The sequence below is a fragment of the Microbacterium aoyamense genome (genome assembly GCF_023155855.1).
Taxonomy (GTDB): Bacteria; Actinomycetota; Actinomycetes; order Actinomycetales; family Microbacteriaceae; genus Microbacterium; species Microbacterium aoyamense.
The window spans coordinates 216,503-231,903 of the sequence record NZ_JAKNUT010000005.1; the positions used below are offsets into that span (position 1 = coordinate 216,503).

The following is a 15,401-nucleotide window of genomic DNA, read 5'->3' on the forward strand; positions in this document are numbered from 1 at the left end:
GGGGCATGTCAGAGACCAACAACCCCCTCGACGACCCCACCGCGGACCCCTTCGCGATCGCCGCCGAGGCCGCGGAAGACATCGCCCGCCTGACGGGAGTCGACCGCCACGACATCGCCCTCACGCTCGGGAGCGGGTGGGGCAAGGCCGCGGAGCTCATCGGCGAGACGACGGCCAGCTTCCCCGCGACCGAGGTCACCGGCTTCAGCAAGCCCGCACTCGAGGGCCACGTCGGCACTCTGCGCAGCGTGCGCACGCCTAAGGGCCGGAACGTCCTCGTCATCGGGGCACGCACGCATTTCTACGAAGGCCACGGTCCCCGCCGTGTCGTGCACAGCGTGCGCACCGCCGCGGCGACGGGCGCACGCACGATGGTGCTCACGAACGGCGCGGGGGGCATCCGCCACACGTGGAAGCCCGGCACGCCCGTCCTGATCAGCGACCACATCAACCTCACGGGCGCATCGCCGCTCGAGGGCGCGACCTTCATCGACCTGACCGACCTCTACTCGCTGCGCCTGCGGGACGTCGCGCGGCAGATCGATCCGTCGCTCGACGAAGGCGTCTACTGCCAGTTCCGCGGCCCGCAGTACGAGACGCCGGCCGAAGTGCAGATGGCGAAGTCGTTCGGCGGCCACATCGTCGGCATGTCGACGGCGCTCGAGGCGATCGCCGCGCGCCAGTCCGGCATGGAGATCCTCGGAATGTCGCTCATCACCAACATGGCGGCCGGCATCCAGACCACCCCACTCAGCCATCAGGAGGTGATCGACGCCGGCCGCGAGGCCGAACCGGTCATCTCATCGCTCCTGGCCCGCGTGATCGGCGCACTGTGAACGGCGACGATGCCGTCGACGAGACGGCGGGGACGGATGCCGCACCCGGCGCCTCCTCGGACCTGCTCGCCCGCGCGCAGGCGTGGCTCGCGCAGGACCCCGACGGCCAGACGCGCGCCGAACTGCGCGATGTGATCGAGGCCGCGTCGTCCGGCGCTCCGGACGCTGTGGGCGATCTCGCTGACCGCTTCGCCGGTCGCCTCGCGTTCGGCACGGCGGGTCTGCGCGGGCGCCTCGGCGCCGGCAGCAATCGCATGAACCGCGTGCTCGTCGGCCAGGCGGCCGCCGGCTTCGCCGCCTACCTCCTCGAGAAGAACGAGGGCGACACCCCGCCGACCGTCGTGATCGGCTACGACGGACGACGCAACTCCGACGTCTTCGCCGTCGACTCGGCCGAGATCTTCGCGGGCGCGGGGCTCCGCGCCATCCTGCTCCCCCGCCTGCTGCCGACCCCGGTCCTCGCGTTCGCCGTGCGCCGGCTCGGCGCCGACGCGGGCGTCATGGTGACGGCATCCCACAATCCGCCGGACGACAACGGGTACAAGGTCTACCTGGGCGGCGTCGACGACGGGGCGCAGATCGTCTCGCCCGCCGATGCCGAGATCGCGGCGCACATCGAGCGCGTCGCGGCTGTCGGCGACCTGGCCGCGATCCCGCGATCGCTCGGCTACGAGACCGCTGCCGAGACCGTCGTCGAGGACTACGTCGCCGCGACCGCGGCCGTCGCCCCGGCACCCGCGGGCGCCGAGGGGCTGCGCTGGGTGTACACGGCGATGCACGGCGTCGGCGCCGAGACGCTGTCGCGCATCCTGGAGGCGGCCGGCTATCCCGCACCGACGGTCGTCGAGGCGCAGATCGAACCCGACGGACGGTTCCCCACCGTGTCGTTCCCCAACCCCGAAGAGCCCGGCGCGATGGACCTCGCGTTCGAGACCGCGCGGGCCGCCGAGGCGGAACTCATCATCGCGAACGACCCGGACGCAGATCGCCTCGCGGTGGCGATTCCGGATGCCGCGGCGGACGGCGGCTGGCGCCGCCTCACGGGCAACCAGGTCGGTCTGCTGCTCGGATGGCGCGCGGCGCGCCTCGCCTCGCCCGGTGAGGGAGCCTCGCTGGCGTGCTCGCTCGTGTCGTCGCCCGGACTCGGCGCGGTGGCGGAGCACTACGGACTCGACTTCCACACGACGCTCACGGGCTTCAAGTGGATCTCACGCGCGCCGGGCATGGTCTTCGGGTTCGAAGAGGCGCTCGGCTACCTCGTGAACCCCGAGACCGTGCGCGACAAGGACGGCATCTCGGCGGCGATCGCCATGCTCGGTCTCGTCGCCGAGGCACGGGGGCGCGGCGCGACGCTCGCGGACCTCCTCGCCGAGTTCGACGAGACGTTCGGCTCCTTCGCGAGCGACCAGATCTCGGTGCGGGTCGAAGACCTGTCCGACATCGGCCGCATCATGGCCGCGCTGCGGGCGCAGCATCCCGCGTCCATCGGTGACGTCGCGGTCGAGAAGGTCGACGATCTGCTCGAGGGGGTCGACGGGTTCCCGCCCGGCGATGTGCTGCGGTTCTGGCTCGAGGGCGGGTCGCGGATCATCGTGCGCCCGAGCGGCACGGAGCCCAAGCTCAAGCTCTACCTCGACGTGCGCGGCGACTCCCCCGCCGACGCCGAGGAGCGCATCGCGGCGCTGTCTTCGGGTGCGCGGGATCTCCTCGACGCGATCGGCTGACGCGCTCCGGAGGGGCTCGGATGCTCGGCCGCGACGGGCTGCGTCGGGGGCTCGTGGTAGCGTAACGGCTCACGATATATCGCGATACCAACGAGGACGACGAAGGTGACTGACGACGCGCGCGCTGAATCGGCTGAGGTCGAGGCCGAGGCATCCGATCACCCTCACTGGCTGCGCAGCACGATCCTGTTCCTGAGCGGGCAGACGGCGAGCCTGTTCGGCTCGATGCTCGTGCAGTACACCGTGTTCTGGTACCTCACGATCACCTACCAGTCCGGGCTCATCATGACCCTCGCGGCGGTGTTCGGGTTCCTGCCGCAGGCGGTCGTGTCGATCTTCGGCGGCGTGTGGGCCGACCGGCACAACCGCAAGTTCCTGATCATGGGGGCGGATGCCGTCATCGCGGCATCGACGCTGACCCTCGCGATCATCATGATGACGGGCTTCGCCGAGGTGTGGCTCATCTTCCTGACCTTGGCGATCCGCTCGGCGGGTGCCGGCATCCAGACGCCCGCTGTGTCGGCGCTCCTCCCCCAGATCGTGCCGACGCGCAACCTCATCCGCGTCAACGGCGTCAACGGCTCGATCCAGTCGGCGATGATGCTCCTCGCCCCCGTTGTCGGCGGTGCGCTCTACGCGTGGGCATCGGTCGTGTACGACGGCTCGGCGGCGGCACTCATCCCGATCTTCTTCATCGACGTCGTGACCGCCGTGATCGGCATCGGCCTGCTCGCGCTCATCCCCGTGCGCGCCGTGCGGCGCGCGGCCGACACCGAGAGCGGCTACTTCGCCGACCTCGTCGACGGTGTGAGGTACATCGCACATCACGCGTTCGTGCGGTGGCTGCTCGTCCTGTTCGCGATCATCTTCGTGCTCACCGTCGCGCCGTCCAATCTGACGCCGCTCATGCTCGTCCGCACGTTCCCCGCGGGCGAGGCGCAGAACGTCGTGAACCTCGCCGTTCTCGAGATCGCGTTCAGCATCGGGATGATGCTCGGCGGCATCCTCGTGGCGTCCCTTTTCGCCAAGCGCAGCCGCGTCGGCATGATCGTGGTCTCGTCGCTCGTGTTCGGCGTGCTGTCGATCGCGCTCGGCCTCTCGGCGAACATCTGGGTCTTCTTCGGGTTCATGTTCCTGGTGGGCCTGGCAGTGCCGTTCTTCTCGACGCCGTCGATGACCCTTCTGCAGGAGACCGTCGAGCCCGAGCGCCAAGGGCGGGTGTTCGGCTTCGTCGGCATCGTCATGGCCCTCGCGATGCCGTTCGGCATGGTCGTCTTCGGTCCGCTCGCCGACGTGCTGCCGATCGAGATCCTGCTCATCGCGGCCGGCGTCCTGACGTTCGTGGTCGTCGGGCTCGCGGTCTGGCTTCCGGCAGGGCGACGTGCGATCGTCGCGGCGCGCGAAGCGTCGACCCGCGCCGAGGCCGTCGACTCGCCGACCGAGGCGGACCGGGCGCAACCGGGGTCGGCGCTGCCACGCGACCGGCCCTAGGCTCGGGGCATGCTCCTCACTCGACCGACCGTCCTCGAGAACGAGTGGGTACGCCTCGAGCCGCTCTCGCCGGACCACGCACCCGCGCTGGGAGAGGCATCCATCGGTCTCGAACATGCCTGGTACACGTCGGTCCCGACGCCCGAGAGCGCGGCGGCGGACGTCGCGCAGCGCCTCGCGTGGGTCGCCGAAGGGCACATGAACGCCTGGGCGGTGCGACGACTCGACACGGACACGGTCATCGGCACCACGACGTTCTGCAACATCGACCAGGCGAACCGACACGTCGAGATCGGCCACACGTGGATCGGGGTCGAGGCTCAGCGGACGGCCGTGAACACGGCATCCAAGCTCCTCCTCCTCGGCCACGCGTTCGATTCGTGCGATGCGATCGCGGTCGAGTTCCGCACGCACTGGCACAATCGCCAGTCGCGCGCCGCCATCGCGCGCCTGGGCGCGAAGCAGGACGGCGTGCTGCGCAACCACCGCCTCGGTCCCGACGGCACGCTGCGCGACACGGTGGTGTTCTCGATCCTGCCGACCGAGTGGCCCGCCGTGCGCCTCGGCCTCATCGAGCGCCTCGCCCGCCACTGACGACCGCCCGCGAGCCTCATTCGGACCCGCACGCCTCATTCGGACCCGCGCGCCTCATTCGGGAATGGGGTGCCCCATTCCCTTTGGGGCGCGAGATCCCGCGCCCCAAAGGGAATGCCGTGCCCCAATCGCGAGGAGTGCGCGCCGGATTCCGGACTCCTCCACAGAAGCCGACCCGGTGCAGTTGCTCAGAGCGTGCTGGCGATGAGAGCGGTCGATCGACCGCAGTGTTCGAGGATGACCCGATGCCTCGCATCCACGTGCACCGCTACAAGGACCTGATCGCCTCCGGCGCATCGAAGCGCTCGCTCGCCCAGGCAGTGGCCGACAGCGCGCTGGTGCGGATCCGCTACGGCGTCTACGCGGATGGCGATGCGATGCGTGCCGGATTTCCGGCAGACCGTGTCGTCGCGCGCGCGACCGCGGCACAGCTCGTGACTGCTGATCCGCTCGTGTTCTCGCACGAGACGGCGGCGGCTCTGCACGGTCTGCCGCTGTATCGGCCCTCACCGGATCGGGTGCACGTCATCGCACGCCCGGAGCGTCCGGGTGCCGTCGCCGGGTTGGTGCGTCATCGCGGCGATATCGAGGAGTTCGACGCGACGGACGGACTGCGGTTCACCAGCCTCTTGCAGACGGTCGCCGACGTGGCCCGGACTGCCTCGTTCGAGCAGGGCGTGGTCATTGCGGATGCCGCGCTCAGACGTCTGTGCTGGGACGAGGGCGGGTCCTATCGCGCTGATGACGCACAAGCGGTCCGCGAGCAAGTGCTCGATATCGTGCGGCGCTCGGCACACGGTCAGAATCGGGCGCGACGCGTCGTGAGTTTCGCGGATGGCCGCGCACAGCTTCCCGGCGAAAGCGTCAGTCGCGTGCGACTGCATCAGCTGGGCTTCCGAGCAGTCGGGCTCCAGCACGCGGTGCCGGCGCCTGGCGGTTCCTCGTACTTCGTCGACTTCGCGCTGGACGAGGTCAACGCGTTCGGTGAGTTCGACGGAGCCATCAAGTACGTCGACGGAAGGATGCTGGACGACCGCACCAGCAGCGAGGTGCTCGACCGCGAGAAACAGCGCGAGGACTGGATCCGGGGCACCACGCAGCGCCGCATGGCGCGCTGGGGCTGGCCGCACATCGGAACAGCCGACCAGCTGGGCGCGCGCCTCCGCACCTTCGGGATCGTCCCGCCCGGTCTGTGACGATCGCGCCCACAGTCGCTCTGACGGGGCTGAGCGCTGAGCCCGCCAGACCGGGATTGGGGCGGCCCATTCGCCTTGGGGCGGGCGATCCCACGCCCCAACGTGAATGGGCCGCCCCAATCCCAGCACCACAGGCCACTCCCTACGCCCAACGTGAATGGGCCGCCCCGATCCCAGCGCCACTGGCCACCCCTGCGCCCCACGTGAATGGGCCGCCCCAATCCCAGCGCTCTCGCGAGGGTGGAGGGGTCAGCCGTCGATGACCGCGACCAGCTCGTCGAGGAAGCCGGCGAAGTCCGACGACCGACGTACGATGCGCTGCACGCTGTCGCGCTCGCTGAAGACCTCGACGAACTGCTCGAACACGGTCTGGAACGCCTCGCGATCGTTCTCCGAGAACGCGACGAGCGCGACCACCTGCACACGGCCCTCGCCCCACGGGATCGACGGGTCGGCGATGCCGATCGCGATCGAGGTGCGCGAAGCGGTCATGCCGATCGCGTGCGGCACGGCGAGCGCGTCGGTGAAGGCGGTAGACGAGAGCTCTTCGCGCTGGATCGCGCGCTCGACGTAGTCGTCGTCGATGACGCCCTGCGCGATGAGCAGCGAGCCGAGGCGATGGATGACGTCATCCGTCGACTGTCCGTCGAGCCCGCGCACGAAGGCGTCGGGCGAGAAGTACCGCTCGAGCTCCTCGCGGAGCCGCGCGAGGCGGCGCGCGCGCCGGATCCGGCCGGCGGCGGCCTGCACGCGCTCGACATCGGCGTCGGTGAGGAACGGCTGGATCCGCACGAACCGGTCGCCCGCGACGGCCGGATCGATCGTGGTGAGCACGAGGTCGGAGTCGATGGAGGACCAGTCCGGGTCGACGCGCGTCTCGACGCCCACGACCTCGATCGCCTGCCCGAGCGAACGGTCGACCGATGAGCGCAGCAGCTCGTGCAGCTCGTAGTACCCCGGGCAGACGATCGTCGCGGCGAGCAGCTGGTCGGCGCGCCGGCTGCGCTCGAGCCTGCCACCGACGTGCATCGCGATGTAGGCGATCTCGTCGTCCAGGAGCGGGATGCCGAGCCGCTCGTGCAGGCCAGAGGCGATGAAGACGGCGACCTCGAAGATCATCGGGTACGTCGACTTGAGCGAGCGCGTGAGCGGATTGCGCGACCACGCCTGCTCCTTCGCGCGATGCAGCAGGTTCTGCACGTGCAGCGCGAGGCGCAGGATGAAGTCCTCGTGCGCGATGTCGACGAGGAACTCGGATGCCGCCTGCCCCACGACATCGCGCACGACCGCTTCGACCTCGGGCTCGAGGCGCGATCTCGCGTGGTCGGAGGGCGTGTCGGTGCCGGGCGCGACGACACGCGTGAGCACGAGCGTCGCGAGGTGCTGCAGATCCCCGGCGCCCAGGCGCACGTCGAGGTGCTGCTCCGACAGCGACGCGAGGATCGCCGCGACCTCCTGCTGCGCGGGGCGCACTTCGGCGGAGCCTGCGCCTTCGAGTCCACGATCGCGCGACACACGGTCGGCCGCGATCGCGATGTGCATGACGACATCGGCGATGCCGATCTCGTTCACGAAGTAGCCGAGCGCGCCGAGCTGGGTCACGAGATCGTTCTTGAACGGGCCGAACGCGCGGGCGCCGACCGAGCCTTCGCCGAGGGTGCGGCGCAGCGCCTCGAGGTCGAAGGATCCGGCATCCATCTCGTCGTGGGCGAGCCGTGACAGCAGCCGCCGCTGAGCCATCTCGGTGCCGCGCAGGCGGGCTTGCGAGGCGGAGCGCTCGAGGGTGAGCTCCGTTCCGCCGAGCAGGCTGCGCACCCGGGCGAGATCGGCGTCGAGCGTCGCGGGGCTCACGTGCAGGGCGTCGGCGGTCTCGAAGACGTCGATCCCGTCGGGGGCGTCGAGCAGTCGCCTCACGAGCGTGTGCAGGCGATCGCGGGGCGCGTCGGCGCCGACCGTCACGCGCAGCGCGGCCGCGGCATCCGGACCCGAACGATAGCCCTGGGGGCCCGACTCGATCGCGGATCCCTGCGGCACACGGGCGTTGACGGCCGTGACGTACGACCGGATGCTGCGGGGCGTGACACCGAGGCTGTCGGCGAGGCTGGCCGCCGTCGCCCAGTCGCCGTCGCGCGCGAGGAGCCCCAGCAGGCGGTCCTGTCTCGCTCTCGTCACGGCACTCCTCTTCGCGTGCGCAAGCCCCCCGGCGCGCGTCCAGGCCAGTCAACCATGCATGCCCCGCACCAGGGTCGCGGTTTCCGCCCCCGCGGAAGAAGGTGTGGTTGTCGGCTCCCAGCGTTTTCACAAGAATGGCGAAGAAGGAGGCGGATCGATGAGGATCCTGGTGGTCTGCGGAGCGGGTGCGTCGAGCACCTTCGTCGCGCAGCGCGTGCGCCATGCGGCGCACGACATCGGGCTCATGCATTACACCGCTTTCGCCGGCACCGAGCTGTCGCTCCCGATCGACCTCGATGCCGCGGACGTCGTCCTCGTCGGCCCGCACCTGGCTCACGCGCTCACGCGCATCGAGCACGATGCGGCCCACCGAGGGACGACGGTCGTGCTGCTGCCGTCCGACATCTTCAGCGATCTCGACGGCTCCCGGACGCTGCAACTCGTCCGCGACGCGGTCGGAGACTCCGGGGGGATCGCTCCGACCGCGAGCAGCGACCGGCCCACCTGACACCACGCACCCGCACGATACGCAACGAAGAGAAAGGAACAGGCCTTGCCCACTCTCACCCGGACTGTCCGGATCGGCTCCTCCCATGGCCTGCACGCCCGCCCCGCGAAGCTGTTCGCACAAGCGGCGAAGGAGTCCGGCATCCCCGTCACCCTCGCCAAAGACGCCGGAGCACCCGTCAACGCGGCGAGCATCCTCGGCGTCATCGCGCTCGGCATCGAGCAGGGCGATTACGTGACCCTCACGGCCGACGGCGACAACGCCGAAGCCGTGCTCGACCAGCTGAGCGAACTGCTCACGACCGATCACGATGCGGAGTAGGCCATGACCGAACTCCGTGGAGTGGGCATCGGCCTGGGCGTCGCCCAAGGCCCCGTCGCGCGCATGGCCGAGCCGTTGCCGGCACCGGCTGACGCGCCGAGCGCGCTGAGCGCCGATGAAGAGACGGCGCGGGCGCGGGATGCCGTGGCCGCCGTCGCCCGCGAACTCGAGTCGCGCGGCGCCCAGGCGGGCGGCGCGGCGCAGGACGTCCTCGAGGCGCAGGCCATGATGGCCGAGGACCCGACGCTCGAATCCGAGATCGACACGCGCATCGCCGCGGGCAAGACGGCCGAGTTCGCCGTCCACGACGCCTTCGCCTCGTTCCGCGACCAGCTCGTCGCGATGGGCGGGTACCTGGGCGAGCGCGCCGCCGACCTCGACGACGTCGCCCAGCGCGTCATCGCGCGGCTGCGCGGTCTTCCGGCGCCGGGCGTGCCCGACCCCGGGCATCCCTTCGTCCTCGTCGCGAAGGATCTCGCACCCGCCGACACCGCGCTGCTCGACCTCGACAAGGTGCTCGCACTCATCACGACGGAGGGCGGACCGACCTCGCATACGGCGATCCTCGCCCGCGAGAAGTCCATCGTCGCCGTCGTCGGCACGGCCGCCGCGAAGGACCTCGCCGACGGCGAGGTCGTGATCGTGGATGCCGCGAAGGGCGTCGTGACGGCCGACCCGACCGCCGAGGAGCTCGCCCAGGCGCAGCACCGCGCCGACGCCCGACGGGACGCGTCATCCGCCCCCATCACCGACGGCGCTCTCGCCGACGGCACGCCCGTGCCGCTGCTGGCGAACCTCGGCAAGCCCGAGGGCGCTGCCGAGGCGGTCGAGCTCGGCGCCGAGGGCGTCGGACTGTTCCGCACGGAGTTCCTGTTCCTGTCGTCGAGCCAGGCGCCCACCGTGGAGCAGCAGCGCGAGGCCTACACGAAGCTCCTCGCGGCGTTCCCCGGCAAGAAGGTCGTGGTCCGCGTGCTGGATGCCGGAGCCGACAAGCCCCTCGCGTTCCTCAACGATGCGCACGAGGAGAACCCTGCGCTGGGCCTTCGCGGCATCCGCGCCCTGCGGGCGAGCGAGGACATCCTGCGCGAGCAGCTGACGGCCCTCGCCGAGGCCGACAAGGCGACGCAGGCCGACCTCTGGGTCATGGCGCCGATGATCGCGACGATGGAGGAGACGGAGTACTTCGTCGACCTCTGCCGCGATTACGGCATCAAGACCGCCGGCGTCATGGTCGAGGTCCCCTCGGCGGCGCTCCTGGCCGACCGTGTGCTCGGTCACGCCGACTTCGCCTCCATCGGCACGAACGACCTCACCCAGTACACGATGGCGGCCGACCGGCTGCTCGGGTCGGTCGCGTCGTTCCAGGACCCGTGGCACCCCGCCGTCCTCCGCCTCATCCGCGAAGTGGGCGACGCGGGCCGCATCAACGGCAAGCCCGTCGGCATCTGCGGCGAGGCGGCGGCCGATCCTCTGCTTGCCGTCGTGCTCGTCGGCCTCGGCGCGACCTCGCTCTCGATGGCGCCGACAGCGCTCGCCGACGTGCGGGCGACCCTGCTCCAGCACTCCCTCGACGATGCGCGTGTCATCGCCGAGGCAGCCCTCGCCGCGAACGACGCGGCATCCGCAAGAACAGCGGCCCAGGATGCCGCGACCCGATCAAAGGAGACACAGTCATGACAACGGCGTCAGCGCCCGCCAAGGGCGGCAGCTCGGTACGAGTCGGAGTCCAGCGCTTCGGCACGTACCTGTCCGGCATGATCATGCCGAACATCCCCGCGCTCATCGCGTGGGGCATCTTCACGGCGTTCTTCATCGACGTGGGGTGGACGCCCAACGCCGACCTCGCCACCATCGTCGGGCCGTTCATCCACTACCTGCTGCCGATCATCATCGCCTACACGGGTGGCAGCATCGTCTACGGCGTGCGTGGTGGCGTGGTCGCCTCGATCGCCGTCATGGGTGCGATCGCGGGATCCGACAAGCTCATCGCGGACGTCAACGCGGCACTGCCCGAGGGCGCATCGCAGCTCGGCCAGGTCCACATGTTCATCGGCGCGATGATCATGGCTCCGCTCGCGGCCTACACGATGAAGTGGCTCGACTCCCTCTGGGAAGGCAAGATCAAGGCCGGCTTCGAGATGCTCGTGAACATGTTCTCGGCGGGCATCTGGGGCTTCGTGATGGCCGTCGTCGGGTTCTACCCGATCGCCTGGCTGGTCAACGGCCTGATGCAGATCCTCAGCAATGCGGTCAACTGGCTCGTCGAGATGAACCTGCTGCCGCTCACGAGCATCCTCATCGAGCCGGCCAAGGTCCTGTTCCTCAACAACGCCATCAACCACGGCGTGCTGACGCCACTGGGCATCCAGCAGTCGGCTGAGGAGGGATCGTCGATCCTGTTCCTGCTCGAGGCGAACCCCGGCCCCGGTGTGGGTCTGCTGCTGGCCTTCACGTTCTTCGGTCTGGGCGCAGCGCGCGCCTCGGCTCCGGGAGCGGCGGTCATCCAGTTCTTCGGCGGCATCCACGAGGTGTACTTCCCGTACGCCCTTATGAAGCCGATGCTCATCCTCGCCCTCATCGCGGGTGGCGCGACCGGCGTCACGACGAACATGCTCCTGGGCGGCGCGCTGCGCGCACCTGCGGCACCCGGCAGCATCCTCGCCGTGCTCGCGCAGACAGCCGACGGGTCGTACTTCGCCGTCATCCTGTCGGTGGTCCTCGCCGCGGCTGTCACCTTCGTGGTCTCGTGGGTCATCCTTCGTGCATCGCGCAAGCGCGACCTCGAAGCCATGGCGGCGACGGATGACGCGTTCGGCGCCGCGATCACCCAGACTGAGGCGGCGAAGGGCAAGTCGTCCGACTCGCTCGCGAACCTGCGCGGCGGCGCCGCGACGCAGGCGGGCGGCGGCATCGAGCCGGCCACGATGACCGAGCGCGAGATCAAGAACATCGTGTTCGCATGCGACGCCGGCATGGGCTCGTCGGCGATGGGCGCGAGCGTCCTGCGCAACAAGATCAAGAAGGCGGGCGTCGAGGACGTCACGGTCGTCAACAAGGCGATCGCGAACCTCGACGGCACGGCAGACCTGATCATCACGCAGAACCAGCTGACCGATCGCGCTCGTGCACAGGCGCCCAATGCCGTGCACGTCTCGGTCGACAACTTCATGAACTCGCCGAAGTACGACGAGGTCGTGGAGCTCGTGAAGGACCAGCACGAGAGCTGATTCCAGACCGCTGCGGGGCCGGACGGCGGGAGGCCTCCGGCCCCGTGGCTTTTGCTCGATCACATCGGTACGTTCGAAACAGACGGTTCCGCGGCATCCCGCGGACGACAGGAAGGCATGATCATGGCACGCGAGGTCCTCAGCATCGGTCAGGTGCGCATCCACTCCGGCAGCGCGACGCGCGAGGAGGCGATGAAGGAGGCCGCCGACATCCTCGAGTCCGCCGGCGCCGTCACGAACGCGTACTTCGACGCGATGCAGCAGCGCGAGCAGACCGTGTCGACGTACATGGGCAACGAGCTCGCGATCCCGCACGGCACGAACGAGACCAAGCACACGATCCTCGATTCGGCCCTGTCGGTCGTCCGCTACGACGGCGGGGTCGACTGGGGCGGCGAGCCGGTGACCTTCGTCGTCGGCATCGCCGGCAAGGGCGACGAGCACCTCGAGATCCTGTCCCAGATCGCGATCCTCTTCTCGGACGAGGACGAGGTCGCCAAGCTGAAGGCCGCCTCGACGCCCGAGGAGCTCTACGGGCTCGTCGCCGCGACGGGCGTGTGATGAAGGCCGTCCACTTCGGCGCCGGCAACATCGGCCGGGGGTTCGTCGGCCTGCTCCTGCACCAGGGCGGGTACGAGCTCGTGTTCTCGGATGTCGCGGCGCCCCTCGTCGACGCGATCAACGGCGTCTCGGAGTACACGGTGCACGAGGTCGGCGAGGGCGGCGTCGACACCGTCGTCACCGGATTCCGCGCCATCAACAGCGCCGAGCATCCGGATCAGGTCATAGAGGAGATCGCGGGCGCGAACGTCGTGACAACGGCCGTGGGCCCCACGATCCTGAAGTTCGTCGCCCCGAACATCGTCGCCGCGCTCGCACTGCGCGATCCGTCGTCCCCCCCGCTGCAGATCATGGCGTGCGAGAACGCGATCAACGCCACCGACCTGCTCCGCGACGAGATGAAGAACGTCGCGGGCGACGCCTGGGACGCCCTCGAAGGACGCGCCGTCTTCGCCAACACCGCCGTCGACCGGATCGTGCCGGCGCAGCCGCCGGGCGAAGGAGTGGATGTCACCGTCGAGCCGTTCTTCGAGTGGGCGATCGAGCGGCCGCCGTTCGGCGACGACCCGCCGAACATCCCCGGCGCGCACTTCGTGGACGATCTCGCACCGTACATCGAGCGCAAGCTCTTCACTGTCAACACGGGGCACGCGACGACGGCGTACTTCGGTGCGCAGGCCGGCGTCGACACGATCGCCGGCGCTCTCGCCGATCCCGCCGTCGCGGCAGCGGTCGAGAAGGCTCTGGAAGAGACATCCGCCCTTCTCGTCGCGAAGCACGAGCTCGATCCGCAGGTGCAGGCGGACTATCGCGCGACGATCCTGCGGCGCTTCCGCAACACCGAGCTGCCCGACACCGTCTGGCGCGTCGGTCGTCAGCCGCTGCGCAAGCTCTCGCGCCACGAGCGGTTCGTCGGGCCCGCCGCCGAGGCCGCCGAGCGCGGGCTCGAGACCGAGGGCCTCGTCGCGGCGATGGGCGCGGCGCTCGCCTTCGACGACACCGAGGACCCGCAGTCGGTCGATCTCCAGCGGCAGATCCGGGAGATGGATGCCGCGGCCTTCACGGCATCCGTCACGGGCCTCGAGCCCGGCCATCCGCTCTTCGCGCGCGTGCAGAAGGTCGTCGAGGAGCGCCAGGCCGAGATCGCGTGACGACGTCCAAGGCGCCGCGCTGGCGTCGAATCCTCTGGTGGGTCCTCGGATCGCTCGGAGCGCTCGTGCTCGTGGCGGCGATCGCCATCGTCGTGTGGAGCCAGGTCGGGGTCATGGCCGCCGAGCCCGAGCCTCTCGCGGCGGTGCGCGCGGACGACCGCATCGTCATCACGGAGGACTCCGCCGGCATCGTGCTCGCCCCGGCATCCGGCGCATCCGACATCGGGCTCGTCTACATCCCGGGCGCGAAGGTGGACCCGTGGGCGTACGCGGCGAAGCTGTCGGGCGTCGTGGCCGACGACGGCGTCACGGTCGTCATCACGAAACCGTGGCTCAACCTCGCGTTCTTCGATCTGCGGCCGCTCGACGCCTTCACGGCGCTTGCTCCCGATGTGGGCACCTGGATCGTCGGCGGGCACTCGCTCGGCGGGGTGCGGGCGTGCATGATGGCGACGGATGCCGATGCCCTCGCGCTCTTCGCGTCGTACTGCGCGACCGATCTCTCCGGGTCGGGACTCCCCGCGATCAGCATCTCGGGGTCGGAAGACGGCCTCTCCACGCCGCAGAAGATCGAGGATGCTCGGCACCTGCTGCCCCCGGACGCCGACTTCGTCGAGATCGAGGGCGCGAGCCACTCGTCGTTCGGCGACTACGGGCCGCAGGACGGCGACGGGACGCCGGCGATCTCCGACGAGGAGATGACGGCGCAGCTGACCGAGCTCGTCGGCGGGTTCGCGGCATCCCTCTCCGGCTGAACACCTCCCGCCGAATCAACTTCCTCCTCACGAGACAGCTTCGTATTCGCGCGCGCGACGCGCCGTCTCGTGAATACGAAGTCGATTCGGCGAGCGCGAAGGCGCGAACCGCCGTCACCGGCGGCACGTAGACTTTCCCGCCGTGACCCTCGCTCTCGCCTGCCTCGCCGCGTTCGTCGCGGCGGTCATCCAGCGCATCACAGGGCTCGGGTTCGTCCTCGTGCTCCTCGGCCCGATCGTCCTGTTCTACGGCCCCCTCGAGGGCATCACGATCGGCGTGCTGCTCGCGCTCGTCGCGTCGCTCAGCGCCGTGCCCCTCGTGTGGCGCGAGGTCGAGTGGACGCGCGCGTGGTGGCTCATCTGGCCGGGTCTCGTGGCGGCGCCGTTCGCGGCGCTCCTCGTACGCGTGCTGCATGAAGCCGCGCAGCTGCTCCTCATCGCCGCGATGGCGTACTTCGCCCTCGTCGCGGGATGGATCCCCGCACTGTCGGCGGCGCTGCGCGGGCGGTCAGGCGCCGTGGTCGCAGGATCCGCCGCGGGCTTCATGCATGTCGCGAGCGGCCTCTCGGGCCCGCCGCTGGCCGCCTACGCCGTCGGCGACAGATGGGAGCAGCGCCGATTCGCCGCGAGCGTCCAGGTCATCTTCCTCGTGTTCTCGACGGTCTCGGTGGTGTTGAGAGGCCTCCCGGCATCCCCCGTCGCCGACGTCTGGCTGCTCATCGCGGCGACGGCCGCGGGCATCCTCATCGGCACGCTCCTCACGCGGTTCGTCCCCCCGCGCATCGCCCGCATCGCGATGCTCTCGATCGCGTGGGCCGGAGCCACGGTGGTGCTCGTGCGCGGCATCCTGGCACTGTTGTCATGA

Annotated in this window: 14 protein-coding genes; 13 read left to right on the top strand and 1 reads right to left on the bottom strand. The window is 70.0% G+C overall.

Features of this window, described 5'->3' with window-relative positions; translation table 11 throughout:
- Positions 1-5 precede the first annotated feature (5 nt).
- From MA876_RS14330 to MA876_RS14350, 5 genes are all read left to right on the top strand, one after another.
- Positions 6-836 carry a purine-nucleoside phosphorylase gene (locus MA876_RS14330; RefSeq protein ID WP_248150802.1) on the top strand — a complete coding sequence of 277 codons (831 nt, stop codon included), beginning with the start codon at positions 6-8 and terminating at the stop codon, positions 834-836.
- Entirely contained in the window at positions 833-2,560 is a 1,728-nt protein-coding gene (locus MA876_RS14335) for a phospho-sugar mutase (RefSeq protein ID WP_372491535.1), read from the top strand. Before MA876_RS14330 ends, MA876_RS14335 begins: the two co-directional genes overlap by 4 nt.
- Before the next feature lie 105 nt (positions 2,561-2,665).
- The gene (locus MA876_RS14340; protein ID WP_248150803.1) at positions 2,666-4,051 is read left to right on the top strand and encodes an MFS transporter; all 1,386 of its coding nucleotides are present in this window, start codon (positions 2,666-2,668) and stop codon (positions 4,049-4,051) included.
- A 9-nt stretch (positions 4,052-4,060) separates the two neighbouring features.
- Positions 4,061-4,645: a GNAT family N-acetyltransferase gene (locus MA876_RS14345; protein ID WP_248150806.1), complete on the top strand. Its 585-nt coding sequence runs from the start codon at positions 4,061-4,063 to the stop codon at positions 4,643-4,645.
- 83 nt (positions 4,646-4,728) lie between these two features.
- Complete coding sequence (locus MA876_RS14350) at positions 4,729-5,841, top strand: hypothetical protein (protein ID WP_248150809.1); 1,113 nt, start codon at positions 4,729-4,731, stop codon at positions 5,839-5,841.
- A gap of 249 nt (positions 5,842-6,090) precedes the next feature.
- Here the strand turns inward: MA876_RS14350 and MA876_RS14355 are convergent, their stop codons facing one another.
- Entirely contained in the window at positions 6,091-8,013 is a 1,923-nt protein-coding gene (locus MA876_RS14355) for a BglG family transcription antiterminator (protein WP_248150811.1), read from the bottom strand.
- Positions 8,014-8,170: 157 nt separating this feature from the next.
- On the opposite strand from MA876_RS14355, the gene MA876_RS14360 reads away from it, so the two are divergent.
- From MA876_RS14360 to MA876_RS14395, 8 genes are all read left to right on the top strand, one after another.
- The gene (locus MA876_RS14360) at positions 8,171-8,521 is read left to right on the top strand and encodes a PTS sugar transporter subunit IIB (RefSeq protein WP_248150821.1); all 351 of its coding nucleotides are present in this window, start codon (positions 8,171-8,173) and stop codon (positions 8,519-8,521) included.
- A 45-nt stretch (positions 8,522-8,566) separates the two neighbouring features.
- A complete protein-coding gene (locus MA876_RS14365; RefSeq protein WP_248150823.1) occupies positions 8,567-8,842 on the top strand; it encodes an HPr family phosphocarrier protein in 276 nt (91 codons plus the stop codon).
- 3 nt (positions 8,843-8,845) lie between these two features.
- On the top strand, positions 8,846-10,519 hold the full coding sequence (gene ptsP, locus MA876_RS14370; RefSeq protein WP_248150826.1) for a phosphoenolpyruvate--protein phosphotransferase: 1,674 nt from the start codon (positions 8,846-8,848) through the stop codon (positions 10,517-10,519).
- The gene (locus MA876_RS14375; RefSeq protein WP_248150829.1) at positions 10,516-12,069 is read left to right on the top strand and encodes a PTS mannitol transporter subunit IIBC; all 1,554 of its coding nucleotides are present in this window, start codon (positions 10,516-10,518) and stop codon (positions 12,067-12,069) included. The genes ptsP and MA876_RS14375 overlap by 4 nt, the downstream gene beginning before the upstream one ends.
- Positions 12,070-12,192: 123 nt before the next feature.
- Entirely contained in the window at positions 12,193-12,630 is a 438-nt protein-coding gene (locus MA876_RS14380; RefSeq protein WP_248150832.1) for a PTS mannitol transporter subunit IIA, read from the top strand.
- Positions 12,630-13,781 (top strand): mannitol-1-phosphate 5-dehydrogenase, encoded by a 1,152-nt coding sequence (locus MA876_RS14385; RefSeq protein ID WP_248150835.1) that lies wholly within the window; start codon positions 12,630-12,632, stop codon positions 13,779-13,781. Before MA876_RS14380 ends, MA876_RS14385 begins: the two co-directional genes overlap by 1 nt.
- Entirely contained in the window at positions 13,778-14,536 is a 759-nt protein-coding gene (locus tag MA876_RS14390) for an alpha/beta hydrolase (protein WP_248150838.1), read from the top strand. The genes MA876_RS14385 and MA876_RS14390 overlap by 4 nt, the downstream gene beginning before the upstream one ends.
- Before the next feature lie 142 nt (positions 14,537-14,678).
- On the top strand, positions 14,679-15,401 hold the full coding sequence (locus MA876_RS14395; protein ID WP_248150841.1) for a sulfite exporter TauE/SafE family protein: 723 nt from the start codon (positions 14,679-14,681) through the stop codon (positions 15,399-15,401).